Source organism: Peptacetobacter sp. AB800, from assembly GCF_047807365.1.
Taxonomy (GTDB): Bacteria; Bacillota; Clostridia; order Peptostreptococcales; family Peptostreptococcaceae; genus Peptacetobacter.
On sequence record NZ_JBLOUI010000004.1, the window covers coordinates 1 to 18,074 of the forward strand.

Below are 18,074 nucleotides of genomic sequence, written 5' to 3' on the forward strand. Positions count from 1 at the left end.
GCTACTGATCGTCGCCTTGGTGGGCCGTTACCCCGCCAACAAGCTAATCAGACGCGGGTCCATCCTGTACCGAAAAATCTTTGATATAAAAGTCATGCGACTCTTATATATTATCCCGTATTAGCATACCTTTCGGTATGTTATCCGTGTGTACAGGGCAGGTTACCCACGCGTTACTCACCCGTCCGCCGCTCTCTCCGAAGAGATCGCTCGACTTGCATGTGTTAGGCACGCCGCCAGCGTTCATCCTGAGCCAGGATCAAACTCTCAAAATAAAATTCTTCGAATTTTATATCGCCAACAAATTTTTCGCTAATGCTCAAAATTCCGTTGCTCAAAATAAAATCAGTTTGTTATATCCGCTCAGATGTTATCTCAAAATATCTGGCATGGTTTGTATGGCGTTCGAACTGTTCGTTCGAACTAAATATATCTGCTGTTCAGTTTTCAAAGTTCATCTAAAGTGGTGGACCATCAGGGACTCGAACCCCAGACCTACCGGTTATGAGCCGGGCGCTCTAACCAACTGAGCTAATGGTCCACTATATATTGAATATGGTGCCGAAGACCGGAATCGAACCGGTACGGGAGGATAAGTCCCGCAGGATTTTAAGTCCTGTGCGTCTGCCAGTTCCGCCACTTCGGCACATATACGTGGCTACGTCCTACTCTCCCAGGGGCCTTCGCCCCAAGTACCATCAGCGATAGAGAGCTTAACTTCTGTGTTCGGAATGGGAACAGGTGTATCCTCCCTTCTATAATAACCACATATTTTTCAGTTGTTACAACGACTTATCGCCGTTGCAAGTATTATATTACCATCTTCTCTATTAATCGTCAATACTTTTTTAAAACTTTTTTCAAATTTTTTAAAAGCTTATTTTACGATAATCTCGAACTGATGAAATATATTCTATAATAAAAAAGGACCAATGTAAAGTATTAATTTTAATTGGTCCATATTTTTATATAATAAATCTATTAATCATTTTAAAATTATTTATAATCTTTTTCAAATTCATTAACAGCATCCATTAATGTAGTTGCCACATATGCTGAAGCAGGTCCACCACCAAATGCTATAGCTACACCAGCTGCTTCTAATATTTCTTCTTTTGTACAACCAGCTTTAAATGCATTATTTACATGTCCTACTATACAGTATTCGCATCTACTGAAAGCTGCTATACCTACTGCTATAAGTTCTTTAGTTTTTAAATCTACAGCTCCATCTGATAAAACTGCTCCTGCAAACTGTCCAAATCCCTGTGCTATTTCTGGTTTATTTGCAGCGAAATCTGCCATACCTTTTGCTGTTGCTTCTGCCATTGCTCTTACATCTTTCATAGTTAGAACCCCCTAAAAATTATAATCTCTATCTATGAAATTACCACTTGAAAACCTTATTTTCAATACTTTAACCAAAGTATAGTTTTAAATTATAATACTTCTTTCATATATAGACAAAAACTTTTATTCTTTTATTAAATTAATATTTGAACAAAAAAATAAAAAGTGCTACTCAAAAATTGAATAGCACATGCAAAATTTCTATATTTTTTCGTATTCTTTTCTTAATTTTTCTACTACCTTTTTTTCTAATCTCGATACTGTCATCTGTGAGATATTAAGTTCTGTTGCTATAACAGACTGAGTCTTATTATGGAGGAACCTATCTTCTAAAATCTTAACCTCTAACTCATTTAAATTCTGCATAAATCTATTGAGAAAATCTTTTTGCTCTATATTGCCAAAATCTTTTTCTTCAACGCCAACTCTATCAGAAAGAGTAAAATCGTCTTCAGAATCATCTCCACCTGAAGCATCAAGTGATACAGGCTGATAACTATATGAAGCCTCCATAGCCTCAAGAACATCTTCTTCTCTGCATCCTATATACTCAGCTATATCCTTAACTGAAGGATGTCTTTTCTTTTCCTGCTCGATTGCTATCTTAGCATTACTTATTTTCTTACTAAGCTCTTGAATTCTTCTAGGAACTCTCATAGTCCATACTTTATCTCTAAAATACTTTTTAATCTCCCCTATAATAGTCGGAGTTGCAAAACTAGAAAATTCAAATCCCTTGCTAATATCGTATCTATCTATTGCATAAATAAGCGCTAAAGAAGCTACCTGATAGATATCTTCGTAATCTACACCCTTATTTATATATTTTTTAGCAAGTATTCTAGCTAGATAAAGATGTCTTTCTATAAGAATATTTCTTATATCGATATCCTTGTTATCGCTGTACAGTCTAAAAAGCTCTTTTGTATCCATGTCCAGGTAGTTTGCAGCTCCTGCTACACTTTTCATTAAATATCAGCTCCTAAATATTTAGTCATTCTAATAACTGTACCTTCATTTTCTATTGATTCTATACTTACCTCGTCCATTAATGTCTTTATAATAAATAAACCTAAACCACTTTCCTTAGGCATATCTAAATCAGGCTCTTTTATAGCCTCAACATCACAACCTCTTCCGTTGTCTTTTATCTCTATACAAATTCCAGATTCAAACATCTTAAATGTTATAAAAAACTTATCATCGTCACTGTGCTTTATAGCATTAGTACATGCCTCAGAAACAGCAACCTTCATATCTTCTATATCATCTATAGAAAAACCAATTTTATTGGCAATGCCTGAAGTAGTAAGCCTTATAATGCTTACATATTCTGGATTCGAACTTATCTCCATTTTTATAGTTTCATAAGTCAATTTTTATCCCTCCATGTTAAATATTTTATCAAGCCCCGTAATTTCTAATATCTTTCTTACGTTACTTTTAGGATTACTAAGGTATATACCCTTACCATTGACTTTCAATCTTTTTAGCACGCCTACCATTACTCCTAATCCTGTTGAATCAATGTACTCCAATTTATCTAAGTCTATTTTTATATTCTGAGAATTTTCATCGACAAGATCATTAAGAGATTTTTTAAAAACTTCTGCACTAGAAACATCAAGTTCTCCAATAAGAGCAACATTCCACACATTCTCTTCTAAATTAAAAGATGATTCTATTTTTATCGACATATCACACCTCCAAATTAAAATTATATCCCTTTAAAAATATATTTAATTTTTTATTTATCTTTTTTCTTTTTATTTTTTCTTTTTTTCTTTATAAATCCAAATATATTTATATAACTTCCTATACTAGTAACAGTCTCAACTAAACTGTCTACACTATCTGTTATAGATGCAACATTTTTTACAATTGTATTTATATCTTTTTCATTTTCATCGACTATTCTTGTCGCTCTACTAACAAGTCCATTTGCATTATCTATAGTTTTAGATGCACTGTTTAAAGTCTTTGCTAAATACACAGCAATTATAACCGCAGAAACACCTAGTAAAACTCCACATACCTGCCATCCAATTGCATTCATATTAAAGCTCCTCTTCTTCTTTATCTGTATCTAAAACGATATCGTCATCCATATCGTCTTCAACTTCTTTAAATGTTCTACTTATCACTATATCTTCATCATCTAAATCCACGTCTTCATATCCATCTTCATCTACTTCAAATAAAGTTTCTGAAAAAGTACTCAATCTATTCTTCACAGAATCGAAAGTGTTCTTAACTGTTTCTTCTGGATTTTCTTTTATATCTTCAAATTTTTCTTTTGCGTCCTTTCTAAGCTCAGATCCTTTTTTAGGCGCTAAAAATAGTCCTGCTACAAAACCTACTATAGCACCAAATATCATTAATCCACCTTTTTTGCCGCTCATTGAAAATCAGCTCCTCTCTTTTTTGTATACGATTATTATAACATATAAAGCTATAACTTCATTATAAAAAACTACTTCTATCGTTAACAAAAAATACTTTTATTCTACACTTTTAAAATCTGATTATTATTTAATCTCATAATAAAAGGAGACTCCCGTTAAAGGAACCTCCTCTTTATAAACACTACTATTTTGAACTTAACAGTATCTATCCCTAGATGCGTTAAAGTCCTTTTCAATCCAGTCAATTTCCAAAATCTCTATTTTCTTTTCTTCTGCAATCTGTCTTATACTCTCAATATCTTCTTCTTCAATCATTAAAGAAATACCGCAGCATTTGCTAAGTTTTCTAGGCGTCGGAGCTATGACTGCTTTTATTTTTGCATTATTTAGTTCTTTTTTTAACCTCATACCATTTTCATGGTTGTTAAAAAGCACATAATACTGTTTCATTTACATCATTTCCTTTGCTCTACAAAGAACATCTCGTTCCTTTTGATAATATACTATTATTCTATCAATAATATATTATTTTTCAAGCATTTCTATAAATGCACTTACTCTTGTTCTCATCTGCTGAGCATCACTATCTGTGTAGTCAGTTTCTATTCCAAGAACTGGTATACCTGCTTTTTTAAGTTCTCTTTCTACTAGGAATCCTTCAACATCGTAAGTACTGCAGAATTTTAAGTTAACATCTATAACACCGTCAACATTGTATTCTTTAGCATATCTTATTATATCGTCTATTCTAGCTCTGTTTGGAGTGAAGCATGCACAGTTTATACTCATATATCTATTAGCAAGAGCATCTATCTGTCCATCTAAATCTGTCTGAGTTTCGTCTACTAAGTTTTCGAAATATCTAGCACCAGTACACATTTCTTCACATACAACTGCTCCACCGCTAGTTTCTATTATGTTGTGTATTTTCCAGTTTGGTATAGCTAAAGGAGTACCAGTTAGAAGTATTCTCTTAGTTCCTTCTGGGAATACACTTACACCTTCTTCTACTCTCTTTTCTAATTCGTCGCAAAGTTTGTTAGTCATCTGAGTAAAACGAGTTGGATCATCGTAGAATGCTATCTGAGATATTAATAATACGTCTTTACCACTTATTGGTAATTTTTCATTTTTTCTTAATTCATATAGACGTTTAAGAGCTCTTCTCTTATCGTTTATAAGTTTTATGCTTTCTCCTAAGCTTTCTGCTGTTACTTCATTTCCAGTTACTTCCTCAACAACTTTTTTGAAGTCTTTTATTTCTTCAGCCCAAGCTTTTATATCTTTTTCTCTCTTCATCTGAGGTAAATCCATTACATGAACAGGGACATCTTCAGCTAATATTTCCCATGCTTTTTTCTTTCCATCGCAAGTAGTTTCTCCAACGTACATATCTGCTATACGGAAGAATGGACATGTTCTATCTAATCTAGCACCTACTGATGCTTTTATTAATGGACATGTATTAGATGGAAGAACTTTTTCTCCACCTGGTACCCAGAACTGAGAACCACCGCAAAGACCTGTAGCTATTGCTTTAGCTGCAAATACTATTTCATCTGGAACATAAACGCAGAAAGTACCGAATACTTTTCCACCGTTTTTCTGATGTTCAACTAGTTCTGCTGGTCTAACACCATGTATTTCAGACACTACGAAATCATAGTAATCCATTGATTCTGGACGGTTTTCCTGAGATAAATAAACATCTCCAAAAGCCTGAGGTAATACTTCACATAATTGGTCATGAGTTTCAAGATCCATACCTAGATCTTCCCACATTTTATGATAATCTGCCATTTCAAAAATCCCCCTTAAAAACATAATTCTTTAGATATTTACTAACTAAATCTATTCAAAATATCTGACATTTTTAATTTAACACATTTCCTTTATGATTTTCAATTGAAGTCGTTGAAAACACTATTGTTTATCGGTATATCTATTTATAATGATATAGATTAATCCTATACCAGACTTTTATAGTCTATTTTGGATGTGTTGACTAATTTTTCGATAATATCTATACTATTTTTGTAAACGTTTTATTGTTGAATAAAATGTTTATACTTATAGTCAAAGGGGGAGAAAAGTTATGACTAAATATAGTAAAGTTCCAGTATTTGAAAACGGAATGGCTCAGCCTGTATTTCCTTTCACTGATGGGAAAACAGGAGAAAATTATGATCCAACTACTTCAGAAATAGTAAGATACTGTGTATATGTTGAATCAGATTACGATATGGATGGAGATGGAAAAAGAGACCTTATAAAAACTCTTATTCAGGTTCCAAGAAGTGCTATTGAAGGAAACTACAAAGCAGCATCTTTATTCGAAGCTCGTCCATACTGTGCAGGTGTAAACGAAGATGGCTACGACCACATGAAAGAAGTTGCAGAAAAAAAATACAGAAAATTTGACTTTGCAGACCTTAAAAAAGAAGTACCTGCTCGTATACCTACAGGTTCTATAAGTGCTATGGATCTTGCATTAAAGTCAAATGCTTCTGATTGGTACTACAAAGACAAAGGAAATAACGACAGCATGGTATATGAAAACCTTGAAAACTTCAACTACTACCTTGTTCGTGGTTTCGCAGTAATAATAAGTGCAGGTTTTGGAGCTCTTGGCTCAGATGGATTTAACTTTGTTGGCTCTGAATTTGAAAGAGATGCTTTCAAATCTGTTGTTGAATGGCTTCATGGAGATCGTGTTGCTTATGCAGATAGAGAAGGTACAATAGAAACAAAAGCTGATTGGTCAAATGGAAATGTAGCAATGACAGGTAGATCTTATGCAGGAACTATGCCTTTTGCTGTTGCAACAACAGGTGTTGAAGGTCTTAAAACAATAGTTCCAGTTGCAGGAATATCTGACTGGTACAGCCAGCAGAATATGCAGGGTTCTCAGCGTTATTGGCCAAAAGAAGTATTAAATAGCTTCCTTGCTTACTTCTGCTCAAGTAGATACAACGATGAAACATTATCTGAAAAAGAATTAGATGATATAGCTGCATTCCACCATGAGCTTAGTCTTCAGCAGTTAAGCTGTGGTTCTGACTACAACGAAGAATTCTGGGGTGCTGGAAACTACCGTCTAAACTACGATAAGATAAAATGTACTGCTTTAATAGTTCAGGGATTAAACGATGAAAATGTTTCTACAAAACAGTTTGAAATGATGTATAAAGCATATAAAAAATCTGGACAAACAGTTAAAACAATAGTTCATCAGGGACCACATATAACTCCTACTATGGCAAATAAAAACTACGGTATCCTTATAGATGGAAACTTCTACGATGATATAGTAAATAAATGGATATCTCATTATCTATACGACTTAGACAACTGTGCAGAAGAAATGCCAGAAGTTTTAGTTCAGACAAACTACGACCAGAATAAATGGGAAGCTTGTGATTCTTGGGAAACTGCATTCTCTATGAAACTAGAAAGTGCTGAATCTGGTGTATCTGTAATAGATACTGATTGGGAAGCAGCTGGTGTTTGTGCTGAAAACTTTGACGAAGTTATGAGTCTTAAATCTTCAAATATGAATAAACGCTTTGTAACAGCTCCTCTTGATGAAGAACTTACTATACAGGGAACTGTTCATCTAAACTTAAAAGCTGCATTAAAAGATGGGGATATAGAAAATGACTTCAATCCTGAAAACAGAAACGATGCCGATTCTTTAACTATGAAACTTGGCGATTCTAAAGTTACTGGTAGAATGGATGATGTTAAATTAGTTGCTATGCTATACGATGTATGTGATGAAAAATTTGACAGTATACAGACAGTAGATCCAGAAAGAAATATAATACCTGTTGTAAAAGTTCAGGAAAATGGTGTAATAAATGGTGGAGATTTACCAGCATTTGACCTTTGTGAATTTGAAACTGTTCATAAAAACTACCGCCCAATAACTCGTGCTTATGCAGACCTTTGCAATCCAGAAGCTGGATATGAACCAGAAACTGCTGTAAACAGCATAGAGCTTAAAAAAGGCGAATACCACGAATACAACATATATCTAAATGCAACTAGATATACTGTTAAACCTGGACACAGTCTTGCACTTGTTATAACAACAGAAGACCCTGTAAACTGTTTAATACACAAAACTTACTCAGTTGAAATAGATAACGCTTCTGTAAATGCAACTGTTCCTGTAACAGCAGAAAGCAGCAACCTAAAAACAACTATAAAATAATATATTAAACACATAATAAAAAGGGTTATGCTCGATTAAAAGCATAACCCTTTAACTTTTTATTTATTCTTCTGTTTCATCTTCTTCATCAGTAGTTATTTTTGCAATAGATACTATATTTACTTCTTCATCTACATTCATAAGTTTAACACCGCTAGTTACTCTTCCAAATATAGATATTTCATTTACTTTGATTCTTATTAATACTCCATCAGAGTTTATTATCATCATTTCATCGTCTTCAGCTACCATTTCAGCTCCGACTATTGAACCAGTTTTTTCAGATATATTATAAGTTTTTATACCTTTACCAGCTCTTATCTGACTTCTGTATTCTTCAAGATCAGTTCTCTTTCCAAATCCATTTTCACTTACTACAAGCATATCAGTACCTTCACTAGCTAAACTCATAGATACAACAGTATCTCCTTCGCCAAGTGTAATACCTTTAACACCCATAGCAGTTCTTCCCATATCTCTAACGTCTTTTTCAGAGAATCTTATAGACATACCATTTCTAGTTACAAGCATAACATCCTGATCCCCATCAGTTAATTTAACTCCTATAACCTCGTCGCCTTCTTTAAGACCTATTGATATTAATCCAGATTTATTGATATTTTTGAAGTCACTTATCTTAGTCTTTTTAACCATACCCTTCTTAGTAGCTATTAGAAGGAATTTATTTTCTTCTTTACCATCTACATCTATTAGAGTTGCTATTTTTTCTCCAGGCCCAAGCTGAAGTAGATTAACTATTGCAGTTCCCTTAGCCTGTCTCTTTCCTTCTGGTATTTCATATGCATTTAATCTAAATACTCTACCTCTATTAGTGAAGAATAATAATCTACTGTGAGTAGTTGTACTTATTAGGTGTTTTACGAAATCTTCTTCTCTTGTTGTAAGAGCAGATATTCCTCTTCCACCTCTCTTCTGGCTTCTGTAAGTATCAGCAGGAAGTCTTTTTATATATCCAAAGTGAGTAAGAGTTATAGCTATTTCTTCCTCATCTATAAGGTCTATAACATCTATTTCACCTTCAGCATGCTTAATTTCAGTTCTTCTTTCGTCAGTGTATTTATTTTTTATTTCTATTATTTCATCTTTAATTACTCCAAGTAATACTTCTTCGCTTGCAAGTATTTCTTTTAATTCAGCTATTTTTTTCATTAATTCGTCGTATTCAGCGTCTATTTTTTCTCTTTCTAATCCTGTAAGTCTGTTAAGTCTCATTTCAAGGATAGCCTGAGCCTGAATTTCTGTTAGACCGAATCTTTCAATTAATTTTTCTTTAGCTTCTGAAGAAGTTTTTGAAGATCTTATTGTTTCTATTACAGCATCTATATTATCTAGTGCTATTTTTAAACCTTCTAATATATGAGCTCTAGCTTCAGCTTTATTTAGCTCGTATTTAGTTCTTCTTGTTACAACATCTTTCTGATGTTCTATGTAGTAGTGAAGAACTTCTTTAAGATTTAAACATTTTGGCTCTCCATTTACAAGTGCTATCATAATAACACTTATAGTTTCTTCCATCTGAGAATGTTTGTATAGATTGTTTAAGATGATGTTTGCATTTACATCTCTCTTAAGCTCTATAACTATTCTCATACCATTTCTATTACTTTCATCTCTAAGGTCTGATATACCTTCAATTTTCTTATCTTTTACAAGTTCAGCTATTCTTTCAACTAATCTCGCTTTATTTACCTGGTATGGTATTTCTGTTACAACTATCTGCTGTTTTCCTTTTGGAAGTTCTTCTATTTCAGCTCTAGCTCTAACTTTTATCTTACCTCTACCTGTTCTGTAGGCTTCTTTTATGCTTTCAGTTCCCATTATTATTGCACCAGTTGGGAAGTCTGGACCTTTTACATAAGCCATTAATTCTTCAACATCTGAGTCTGGTTTATCTATTAGATGAACTGTTGCATCTATTACCTCTCCTAAATTGTGAGGAGGTATAGATGTAGCCATACCAACTGCTATACCATTAGATCCATTTACTAATAAGTTAGGGAATCTTGCTGGTAACACTAATGGTTCTTTTAAAGATTCATCAAAGTTTGGTCCAAAGTCTACAGTTTCTTTATCTATATCTCTAAGTAATTCTAGTGATAATTTACTCATTCTGGCTTCAGTATAACGCATCGCAGCTGGTGAATCCCCATCTACTGAACCAAAGTTCCCATGACCATCAACTAGAGGCACTCTTGTTGAGAAGTCCTGAGCCATTTTAACCATTGCCATATATACTGAACTATCACCATGTGGGTGGTACTTACCTAGAACGTCCCCGACAATACGGGCTGATTTTCTATATGGTTTATCTGGAGAAAGATTTAATTCATTCATAGAATATAATATTCTTCTATGAACTGGTTTTAATCCATCTCTTACATCTGGAAGAGCACGCCCGACGATAACGCTCATTGAGTATTCTATGTAAGATTTTTTCATCTCACTAGCTATTTCTATCGGAAGTATTCTGCTAGTATTTTTTTCGTCCTGCATTTTTTATCTCCTCTCCTATACGTCTAGATTTCTAACATATTTTGCATTTTCCTGTATGAATTCTCTTCTTGGAGCAACTTTATCTCCCATAAGCATAGAGAATATTTCATCAGCTATTGCAGCATCTTCTATAGTAACCTGTAGAAGAGTTCTTGTTTCTGGGTTCATTGTTGTATCCCAAAGCTGTTCTGGGTTCATTTCCCCAAGCCCTTTATATCTCTGTATATCGTATTTATCTCTACCTATTTCATTAAGTAGGTCGTCTAATTCTTTATCTGAGTATACATAGTATTCTTTCTTCTGTTTAGTAACCTTGTATAGAGGTGGCTGTGCAGCATACACATATCCCTCTTCTATTAAAGGTCTCATATATCTGAAGAAGAATGTTAATAATAGTGTTCTGATGTGCGCACCATCGACATCGGCATCGGTCATTATTATGATTTTATGATATCTAGCTTTTTCTAAATCAAAATCATTACCTATACCACATCCGTAAGCAGTTATCATATTTTTTATTTCATCAGAAGCTAATATTTTATCTAATCTTGATTTTTCAACATTTAAAATTTTACCTCTTAAAGGAAGTATCGCCTGAGTATTTCTATCTCTACCCTGTTTTGCAGAACCACCGGCAGAATCCCCTTCGACTAAGAATATTTCACTCTTAGACGGGTCTTTTTCTGAGCAGTCTGCAAGTTTTCCTGGTAGAGAAGTACTTTCAAGTACGCTTTTTCTTCTAGTTAATTCTCTTGCTCTCTTAGCCGCTTCTCTTGCTCTCTGTGCTCTTAAAGCTTTATCAACTATAACTTTTGCTGTATTTGGATTTTCTTCAAGGAATGATCCTAATTCTTCAACAGTAACTCCATCTACTATACCTCTCATGAAAGTATTACCAAGTTTTGTCTTAGTCTGACCTTCAAACTGAGGATCTGGAAGTTTTACAGATACAACAGCTGTAAGACCTTCTCTTATATCTTCTCCTGAAAGATTAGAATCTTTATCTTTTAAAGCCCCATTTCTCTTAGCGTATTCATTTATAGTTTTTGTAAGAGCAGCTTTAAATCCTGCAAGGTGTGAACCACCTTCGTGAGTATTTATATTATTTGCAAATGAATATATATTTTCTGTATATCCATCTGTGTACTGCATAGCTATTTCAACTAAGCAATCATCTACTTTTTTATCTATATATACTATATCTTCGTGTATTCCTGTTCTAGATTTATTAAGGAATTTAACGTATTCAACAAGACCTCCTGTATAGTGGAAATCTCTATATTTTTCTTTACCTTCTCTTTTATCCTCAAATATTATTTTTATTCCTTTATTTAAGAATGAAAGCTCTCTAAGTCTGTATTCAAGAGTATCGAAGCTAAACTCTATCTCATCAAAAATTTCTGCATCAGGCATAAATGATATTATAGTACCTGTATGATCTGACTCTCCAACTACTTCTAACTTAGTCTGAGGATTTCCTTTTTTGTATTCCTGTCTATAAGCCTTTCCATCTCTGTGAACTTCAGCCACTAGCCATTCAGAAAGCGCATTAACAACAGAAACCCCAACACCGTGAAGACCTCCAGATACCTTGTATCCTCCACCGCCAAATTTACCACCGGCATGAAGAACAGTAAGTACTGTTTCAAGAGTTGATAATCCAGTCTTTGGATGAACCTCTACTGGTATCCCCCTACCGTCATCTTCTACAGTTATACTTCCATCTGCATTTATAGCAACATATATTTTTGAGCAATTTCCAGCAAGTGCCTCATCTATACTGTTGTCTACTACTTCGTACACTAAATGATGTAGTCCTCTAGGACCAGTTGATCCAATGTACATTCCAGGTCTTTTTCTAACGGCTTCTAAACCTTCAAGAACCTGAATTTGACTTGCACCGTATTCCTGTTTCATTTAATTTCCTCCATTCTCCGTTTTAACTACTTTTCCATTATCTATATAAAAAACTGTAGTATTATTCATATCTAGTACATTTTTATGTAGATACTCAGCAGTTGTAATAAACATTTGAACATCTTTTAGATTGTCGACTAAAAGCTTCTGCCTTTTTTCATCGAGTTCACTAAAAACATCGTCCAAAATCAGAAGTGGGTATTCTCCAACCTCTCTATTGATAAGCTCTATTTCAGATAATTTCAACGATATAGATGCAGTCCTCTGCTGCCCCTGAGAACCATAAAATCTAACATCTAGTCCATTTATCTGAATTAAAATATCGTCTTTATGAATCCCATATCCACTTATTCTCATATCTAAATCGTGTTTTCTCTTATCTTTTAAAATACTAAGAAACTTATCTTTTACACTAGATTCCTCATCTAGTTGAATCTGACTTTTATAAATAACATTCAAATCCTCTTTATTATCTGTCAATCTAGAGTGCATATCTTTAGAAATTTCGGCAATTCTTTCAATAAATTTCTTTCTAAACATAAAAATTTTACTTCCATAATCTGCCAAACTCTCATCGTATACATCTAAGAGATTTAAATCTGGATTTATATTTTTTAAAAGCTTGTTTCTATTCGCCAAAATTTTATTGTAACCAGTTAAAAGACCATAATATCCAGGCACAATCTGGCTTATTTCCCTATCTATAAAGCTTCTTCTTATTTTAGGACCATCTTTAACCAATCTCAAATCTTCAGGCGAAAAAATAACGACATTTATATTTCCCAAAAGCTCAGCTAATTTTATAATAGGTATTTTATTTACCTTTATTCCTTTCTTAGCCTTATTTATAGCTATTTCAACCATTCCTTTTCTGTCATTTTTTTCATAACCACCTCCGACATAGAGATTTTCTGTATTAAATTTAATAAGTTCTCTATCTCTATTTGTTCTAAATGATTTTCCAAATGCCAATAAGTAAATAGCTTCTGCTATATTGGTCTTTCCCTGACCATTAGAGCCTAGTAATAGGTTTATTCTATCGTTAAATTCGATATATAGCTTGTCGTAATTTCTATAATTAACCAATTGAAGATTTTTTAGTTTCACAAAAACTCTCCTCTATTCTGCTACAACTTTTATCATTTCGCCTTCAACCTCAATAACATCTCCGTCAAAAAGCTTTTTACCTCTTCTTGTTTCAATTTCTCCATTAACTTTTACAAGCTCTTCTGCTATAAGAAATTTAGCGTGCCCACCTGTAGATGCTATATCTGCAAGTTTAAGTGCTTGATCAAGTTTTATGTATTCAGAATCTATTTTGATTTCTATCATACTCGATCCTCCTTTAAAAAATATAAACGGTAAATCATAATATACCTAATTATATAATTATACCATATTTTTAAAATTTATTCACTATTGACTAAAATAGCCTTGTTTATATATATTGCCCTTTAAACTCGATTTAATAGCCTTATAATTATATTTTTATATACTACCTCGAGCCTGTTAATTATAAAACATATGTTCTTGAAATTTTTAAAATAAAAGCAGCTAAAATAAATTAATTTTTTAGCTGCTTTTTATAAACTTTGTAAAATTTTATTTATTACATATTAGAAGACATTCTTACAGGAAGAAGTAGGTAAGTATAGTCTATTTCATCGACTGGTTTTACTATACAAGGATTTACATTTGTTGTAAATTCTATGTATATTTCTTCGCTGTCTATATATCTAAGACCTTCCATTAAATATCTTGAGTTGAAAGCTATATCTAAGTATTCTCCTTCAAGCTCTAACGCAACTTCTTCATAAACATTACCTCTGTCAGTATTTGAAGTTATAACCATTGCATCATCTCTTATAGATAATTTTATAAGGTTATTTCTTTCTGACTGAGAAAGAAGTGATGCTCTTTCTATACTGTTTAAAAGTGCTTTTGATTTTAATTTTACTCTAGAATTATATTCTTTTGGAAGAAGTCTACTATAATCTATAAAATCTCCTTCTAATAATCTAGTTACTACTTTTGTATCTCCTAGCATAAATACGGCATTTTTTTCAGAGAATCCTACATTTATGCTTCCTTCACCTGTCATTAAACTATTTATATCTACTAGTGTTTTTCCAGGTATTATAACTTTTATATCTTTTGTAAAGCTGTCTATAGGGCAACTTCTAACTGCTAATCTATATCCATCTATAGCAACAAGACTTGCTTTTCCGTTTTCAGCTTCTAAAAGCTCTCCCATTAAAACAGGTTTTGTCTGATCCTGAGATATAGCAAAAGATGTCTGTTTTATCATATCTTTTAGTAATTCCTGAGGAATAGAATACATTTCACTTTCTTCTACATCTGAAAAGGCTGGATATTCTTCTGCTGAGTGTCCTTTTATAGTAAATCTAGAATTTTCACAGTAGATATGTACGTTGTTATTTGCATCAGTTTCTATCTGAACAAATGAATCAGGTAATTTTCTAACTATGTCTCCAAATAGTTTTGCATCAAGTACTATTTTTCCATCTTCTTCTATTTCAGATTGAACAAAAGTTTCTATTCTTATCTCTGCATCAGATCCAGTAAGTTTTAAAGCTCCATTCTCAGTTGATAATAGGATACCTTTTAATAGCTCTATTGTAGTTCTGCTGTTTATAGCTTTTTGAACTATACCTATCTTTTGAGATAAAATTTTCTGATTGCATATAAGTTTCATTTTTTTCCTCCTTAGTTGTTTTGTGGATATTTTTTTTACCCTCAAAACTAAATAAATATATAAGAAACTTAGTAGTAATAGTAGTAGGGGCTGTTATTAATGTTGATAATGTTAATAGATGTTTAAATTTCAATAAAAAAACCTGTAGATAGTTTGTTAATATCTCTCTTAATAATAGCTGATTAAAATGTTGATAAAATATGGATAAAAGTTATTAACATTTTATTCTATATTTATCAACAAGAATAATGTTGATAGATTTTACCAACATCATTTATTAAAAATCTACTTTTATCTACTATAGCATCGTTTCGATATTTAATTTTATCCTTTTAAATCATTTATTATTTTTTCAACCTTTAATTTTAGGTCTATGTTTTCTTTTAAGTCTTTACTTATCTTATCGCAAGCATGTATTACAGTAGTATGATCTCTTCCGCCAAACTCTTCTCCTATTTTAGGTAGAGAAAGATCTGTTAAATCCCTAGATAAATACATTGCTATCTGTCTAGGATATGCTATTGCTCTAGTTCTTTTTTTAGAATTGAAGTCTTCCATTTTTATATCAAAAACTTCAGCGACTTTTTCTTTGATTCTAACTACATTGATTTCAGATGTATTATAAGATACGATTATATCTTTTAATGCTTCAGTTGCTACTTCAAGAGAAACTTTCTTTTTAGTAAGTGAAGAATAGGCCATTACTCGAGTAAGTGCACCTTCAAGCTCTCTTATGTTGGATTTTACATTTTTAGCTATATAATCAGTTACCTCATCTGGAACCTCAGTATTGTCCATCTGTGCTTTTTTTCTAAGTATTGCTATTCTAGTTTCAAAATCTGGTGGCTGAATATCAGTTATTAGACCCATTTCGAATCTAGATCTAAGTCTTTCCTCTAGTGTAGGTATATCTTTTGGCGGTCTATCACTAGAGATTATTATCTGTTTGTTTGCTTCGTGAAGAGTATTAAATGTATGGAAGAATTCTTCCTGAGTTCTTTCTTTACCAGCTATAAACTGGACATCGTCTATTAAAAGAACATCTACATTTCTATACTTATTTCTAAATTCTTCGTTTTTATCGTCCTTTATAGAGTTTACAAGCTCATTTGTAAATTTTTCAGAAGAAACATATACAACCTTTTGAGTGCTATCCGCTTCTAATATATGATGCCCAATAGCCTGCATAAGGTGAGTTTTACCAAGACCAACACCTCCATAAAGGAATAGAGGGTTGTAAGATTTTGCTGGAGATTCAGCTACTGCAACACATGCAGCATGGGCAAAACTATTACTGTTTCCTATAACAAAAGTATCAAAAGTATACTTTGGATTTAGATTGCTTTCATATTTAGTAGGAGCCTTTGGAGTTTTTGCTACAGAATCTTTAGGATTTGAATCCATCTCTTTTAGTATAGAATCCATTTCTTTTTCATTATCTAAAACTACTATTTTTATATCTTTAGCAGTTACTTCTTTTACAACACCAGCAAGTATAGAGCTGTATCTGTTGTTTAAAATATCTTTATTAAAATCGCTGTTAGCACAAAGATATAATGTATCGTTGTGTAATAAAAGCGGCTTTACAGTAGCAAAAAATGCTTTAAAGGCTGCAGCTGAAACTTCACCTTTTAAAATTTGAAGTACTTTTTCCCACAGAGAATTGATGTCCATATTTGTATCCTCCAATTTCCGTTGCTTAGTTTTCAACATTATTATCAACAAATTTTGTGTGGATATTAAAAAAATATATAATATGTTGATATTGCTGAAATATTGTTGATAAATGTTATATAAAATAAAAAAATGGATGTGAGTAAAAAAATATAAACAATATTGTTTATATAGTTATAAAGATTTTAAACACATCTAAAATATTGAAATAATAACGTTTTTTGATGAGCGATTAAAATTTATACACAGACATATCCACAGACTGTGCATAACTGTTGATATGTTAATAACATTTATCAACATAATTAACAAGTATTATTATAATATCAAAATAACAATGAAACTTCAATAACTTATCCACAATATAAAATCTTAAAAAATATATTTTATCAACAAGTAAATTTTAGAAAAATTTATTTCATTTTTTATTGAAGAAAATGTTTATAAAAAAGGGGTTGAAAGCTGTCGGTGTATTTTGGTAATATAAAGGAAACTTTTAAATATTTGAGTTGAAATCTTATACAAATAAAAGAGGTAGATTTATAAGTGAAAAGTTATATTAAATAGATATATTAATATTGTAAAAATTCTTTAGTGTAACTTGAAAAATTCGTTGACAACAACCATTAAAGTAATTATAATAATATGTGTTATGTTTACTTTGAGGGTAAAAGTATATTTTTTATAAATGGAAATTAATGTGAAAGGCGGTGCTATAGAATGAAAAGAACTTATCAACCAAAGAAAAGACAGAGAAAAAAAGAACACGGATTCAGAAAAAGAATGAGATCTGCTAACGGAAGAAACGTGTTAAGAAGAAGAAGAGCTAAAGGAAGAAAGAGATTAACTCATTAATTAAAAAAGGCCGCTTATAGAGTGGCTTTTTTTGTAAAATTTATCGAGTTAAACTGTGTTTATTGGAGGAAATTATGGAATTTAATAACACTAAAGGTATTAGGAAAGACTACGAATTTAGAAAAATATATAAACACGGTAAATCTTTTGCAAATAAATATTTAGTAGTCTATATATTAAAAAATAAAACTGATCAAACTAGAATAGGTATTTCTATATCTAAAAAAGTAGGAAATGCAGTAACTAGGAATAGAATCAGAAGATTGATAAAAGAAACCTATCGATTAAATATCGATGAAAATATAAAGAAAGGCTATGATTTAGTATTTATTTCCAGAGTAGCTGCTAAAGATGCAACTTATAAAGATATTGAAAAAGCAATGAATCACTTAATGAGAAAAAATAAGCTTTTAAATGAATAAGGAGG

Annotated in this window: 17 protein-coding genes, 2 tRNA genes and 2 rRNA genes; 3 read left to right on the forward strand and 18 right to left on the reverse strand. The window is 32.1% G+C overall.

The features are described from left to right. From ACK2WN_RS02750 to ACK2WN_RS02805, 12 genes are all read right to left on the reverse strand, one after another. Positions 1–275, reverse strand: a 16S ribosomal RNA gene (locus ACK2WN_RS02750); the annotation flags it as partial. Between the two features lie 189 nt (positions 276–464). After that, a tRNA-Ile gene (locus tag ACK2WN_RS02755) sits at positions 465–541 on the reverse strand. 15 nt (positions 542–556) lie between these two features. Next, a tRNA-Leu gene (locus tag ACK2WN_RS02760) sits at positions 557–646 on the reverse strand. A gap of 6 nt (positions 647–652) precedes the next feature. Further along, positions 653–769, reverse strand: a 5S ribosomal RNA gene (gene rrf, locus ACK2WN_RS02765). A 227-nt stretch (positions 770–996) separates the two neighbouring features. After that, positions 997–1,347, reverse strand: a complete 351-nt coding sequence (locus ACK2WN_RS02770) for a carboxymuconolactone decarboxylase family protein (protein ID WP_331495902.1) — start codon at positions 1,345–1,347, stop codon at positions 997–999. 204 nt (positions 1,348–1,551) lie between these two features. Next, positions 1,552–2,319, reverse strand: coding sequence for a SigB/SigF/SigG family RNA polymerase sigma factor (locus tag ACK2WN_RS02775; RefSeq protein WP_300528066.1), 768 nt, complete (start codon positions 2,317–2,319; stop codon positions 1,552–1,554). After that, positions 2,319–2,705 carry an ATP-binding protein gene (locus ACK2WN_RS02780; RefSeq protein WP_300528165.1) on the reverse strand — a complete coding sequence of 129 codons (387 nt, stop codon included), beginning with the start codon at positions 2,703–2,705 and terminating at the stop codon, positions 2,319–2,321. The genes ACK2WN_RS02775 and ACK2WN_RS02780 overlap by 1 nt, the downstream gene beginning before the upstream one ends. Positions 2,706–2,729: 24 nt before the next feature. Beyond that, positions 2,730–3,047 (reverse strand): STAS domain-containing protein, encoded by a 318-nt coding sequence (locus ACK2WN_RS02785; protein WP_300528068.1) that lies wholly within the window; start codon positions 3,045–3,047, stop codon positions 2,730–2,732. A 50-nt stretch (positions 3,048–3,097) separates the two neighbouring features. Further along, positions 3,098–3,406, reverse strand: coding sequence for a DUF948 domain-containing protein (locus ACK2WN_RS02790; RefSeq protein ID WP_300528071.1), 309 nt, complete (start codon positions 3,404–3,406; stop codon positions 3,098–3,100). Between the two features lies 1 nt (position 3,407). Further along, positions 3,408–3,752 carry a YtxH domain-containing protein gene (locus ACK2WN_RS02795; protein ID WP_300528073.1) on the reverse strand — a complete coding sequence of 115 codons (345 nt, stop codon included), beginning with the start codon at positions 3,750–3,752 and terminating at the stop codon, positions 3,408–3,410. A 198-nt stretch (positions 3,753–3,950) separates the two neighbouring features. Next, positions 3,951–4,205 carry a DUF3343 domain-containing protein gene (locus ACK2WN_RS02800; RefSeq protein WP_118549735.1) on the reverse strand — a complete coding sequence of 85 codons (255 nt, stop codon included), beginning with the start codon at positions 4,203–4,205 and terminating at the stop codon, positions 3,951–3,953. A gap of 75 nt (positions 4,206–4,280) precedes the next feature. Then, complete coding sequence (locus ACK2WN_RS02805) at positions 4,281–5,555, reverse strand: double-cubane-cluster-containing anaerobic reductase (RefSeq protein WP_300528077.1); 1,275 nt, start codon at positions 5,553–5,555, stop codon at positions 4,281–4,283. A gap of 295 nt (positions 5,556–5,850) precedes the next feature. Here ACK2WN_RS02805 and ACK2WN_RS02810 point away from each other — a divergent pair, with 295 nt between their 5' ends. Then, positions 5,851–7,971: a CocE/NonD family hydrolase gene (locus tag ACK2WN_RS02810; protein WP_416154805.1), complete on the forward strand. Its 2,121-nt coding sequence runs from the start codon at positions 5,851–5,853 to the stop codon at positions 7,969–7,971. Positions 7,972–8,034: 63 nt separating this feature from the next. Here the strand turns inward: ACK2WN_RS02810 and gyrA are convergent, their stop codons facing one another. The 6 genes from gyrA to dnaA form a co-directional block, all read right to left on the reverse strand. Continuing rightward, positions 8,035–10,485 (reverse strand): DNA gyrase subunit A, encoded by a 2,451-nt coding sequence (gyrA, locus tag ACK2WN_RS02815; RefSeq protein ID WP_416154806.1) that lies wholly within the window; start codon positions 10,483–10,485, stop codon positions 8,035–8,037. A 15-nt stretch (positions 10,486–10,500) separates the two neighbouring features. Continuing rightward, positions 10,501–12,402 (reverse strand): DNA topoisomerase (ATP-hydrolyzing) subunit B, encoded by a 1,902-nt coding sequence (gyrB, locus tag ACK2WN_RS02820; protein ID WP_118549732.1) that lies wholly within the window; start codon positions 12,400–12,402, stop codon positions 10,501–10,503. After that, on the reverse strand, positions 12,403–13,509 hold the full coding sequence (gene recF, locus ACK2WN_RS02825) for a DNA replication/repair protein RecF (RefSeq protein ID WP_416154807.1): 1,107 nt from the start codon (positions 13,507–13,509) through the stop codon (positions 12,403–12,405). It abuts the gene before it with no gap. Positions 13,510–13,521: 12 nt separating this feature from the next. Next, a complete protein-coding gene (yaaA, locus tag ACK2WN_RS02830; RefSeq protein ID WP_118549730.1) occupies positions 13,522–13,734 on the reverse strand; it encodes a S4 domain-containing protein YaaA in 213 nt (70 codons plus the stop codon). Positions 13,735–14,011: 277 nt separating this feature from the next. After that, on the reverse strand, positions 14,012–15,118 hold the full coding sequence (gene dnaN, locus ACK2WN_RS02835) for a DNA polymerase III subunit beta (RefSeq protein WP_416154808.1): 1,107 nt from the start codon (positions 15,116–15,118) through the stop codon (positions 14,012–14,014). A gap of 324 nt (positions 15,119–15,442) precedes the next feature. Continuing rightward, positions 15,443–16,792 carry a chromosomal replication initiator protein DnaA gene (gene dnaA / locus ACK2WN_RS02840; protein ID WP_243411973.1) on the reverse strand — a complete coding sequence of 450 codons (1,350 nt, stop codon included), beginning with the start codon at positions 16,790–16,792 and terminating at the stop codon, positions 15,443–15,445. Positions 16,793–17,512: 720 nt separating this feature from the next. On the opposite strand from dnaA, the gene rpmH reads away from it, so the two are divergent. Together rpmH and rnpA are read left to right on the forward strand one after the other, a co-directional pair. Beyond that, positions 17,513–17,647, forward strand: coding sequence for a 50S ribosomal protein L34 (gene rpmH / locus ACK2WN_RS02845; RefSeq protein ID WP_006440948.1), 135 nt, complete (start codon positions 17,513–17,515; stop codon positions 17,645–17,647). Between the two features lie 74 nt (positions 17,648–17,721). Then, positions 17,722–18,069: a ribonuclease P protein component gene (gene rnpA, locus ACK2WN_RS02850; protein WP_118549726.1), complete on the forward strand. Its 348-nt coding sequence runs from the start codon at positions 17,722–17,724 to the stop codon at positions 18,067–18,069. Positions 18,070–18,074: the final 5 nt, after the last annotated feature.

Coding starts and splice junctions, on each gene's coding strand:
- ACK2WN_RS02770 (WP_331495902.1), bottom strand. CDS start 1,347: ATGAAAGATGTAAGAGCAATGGCAGAAGCAACAGCAAAAGGTATGGCA.
- ACK2WN_RS02775 (WP_300528066.1), bottom strand. CDS start 2,319: ATGAAAAGTGTAGCAGGAGCTGCAAACTACCTGGACATGGATACAAAA.
- ACK2WN_RS02780 (WP_300528165.1), bottom strand. CDS start 2,705: ATGGAGATAAGTTCGAATCCAGAATATGTAAGCATTATAAGGCTTACT.
- ACK2WN_RS02785 (WP_300528068.1), bottom strand. CDS start 3,047: ATGTCGATAAAAATAGAATCATCTTTTAATTTAGAAGAGAATGTGTGG.
- ACK2WN_RS02790 (WP_300528071.1), bottom strand. CDS start 3,406: ATGAATGCAATTGGATGGCAGGTATGTGGAGTTTTACTAGGTGTTTCT.
- ACK2WN_RS02795 (WP_300528073.1), bottom strand. CDS start 3,752: ATGAGCGGCAAAAAAGGTGGATTAATGATATTTGGTGCTATAGTAGGT.
- ACK2WN_RS02800 (WP_118549735.1), bottom strand. CDS start 4,205: ATGAAACAGTATTATGTGCTTTTTAACAACCATGAAAATGGTATGAGG.
- ACK2WN_RS02805 (WP_300528077.1), bottom strand. CDS start 5,555: ATGGCAGATTATCATAAAATGTGGGAAGATCTAGGTATGGATCTTGAA.
- ACK2WN_RS02810 (WP_416154805.1), top strand. CDS start 5,851: ATGACTAAATATAGTAAAGTTCCAGTATTTGAAAACGGAATGGCTCAG.
- gyrA (WP_416154806.1), bottom strand. CDS start 10,485: ATGCAGGACGAAAAAAATACTAGCAGAATACTTCCGATAGAAATAGCT.
- gyrB (WP_118549732.1), bottom strand. CDS start 12,402: ATGAAACAGGAATACGGTGCAAGTCAAATTCAGGTTCTTGAAGGTTTA.
- yaaA (WP_118549730.1), bottom strand. CDS start 13,734: ATGATAGAAATCAAAATAGATTCTGAATACATAAAACTTGATCAAGCA.
- dnaN (WP_416154808.1), bottom strand. CDS start 15,118: ATGAAACTTATATGCAATCAGAAAATTTTATCTCAAAAGATAGGTATA.
- dnaA (WP_243411973.1), bottom strand. CDS start 16,792: ATGGACATCAATTCTCTGTGGGAAAAAGTACTTCAAATTTTAAAAGGT.
- rpmH (WP_006440948.1), top strand. CDS start 17,513: ATGAAAAGAACTTATCAACCAAAGAAAAGACAGAGAAAAAAAGAACAC.
- rnpA (WP_118549726.1), top strand. CDS start 17,722: ATGGAATTTAATAACACTAAAGGTATTAGGAAAGACTACGAATTTAGA.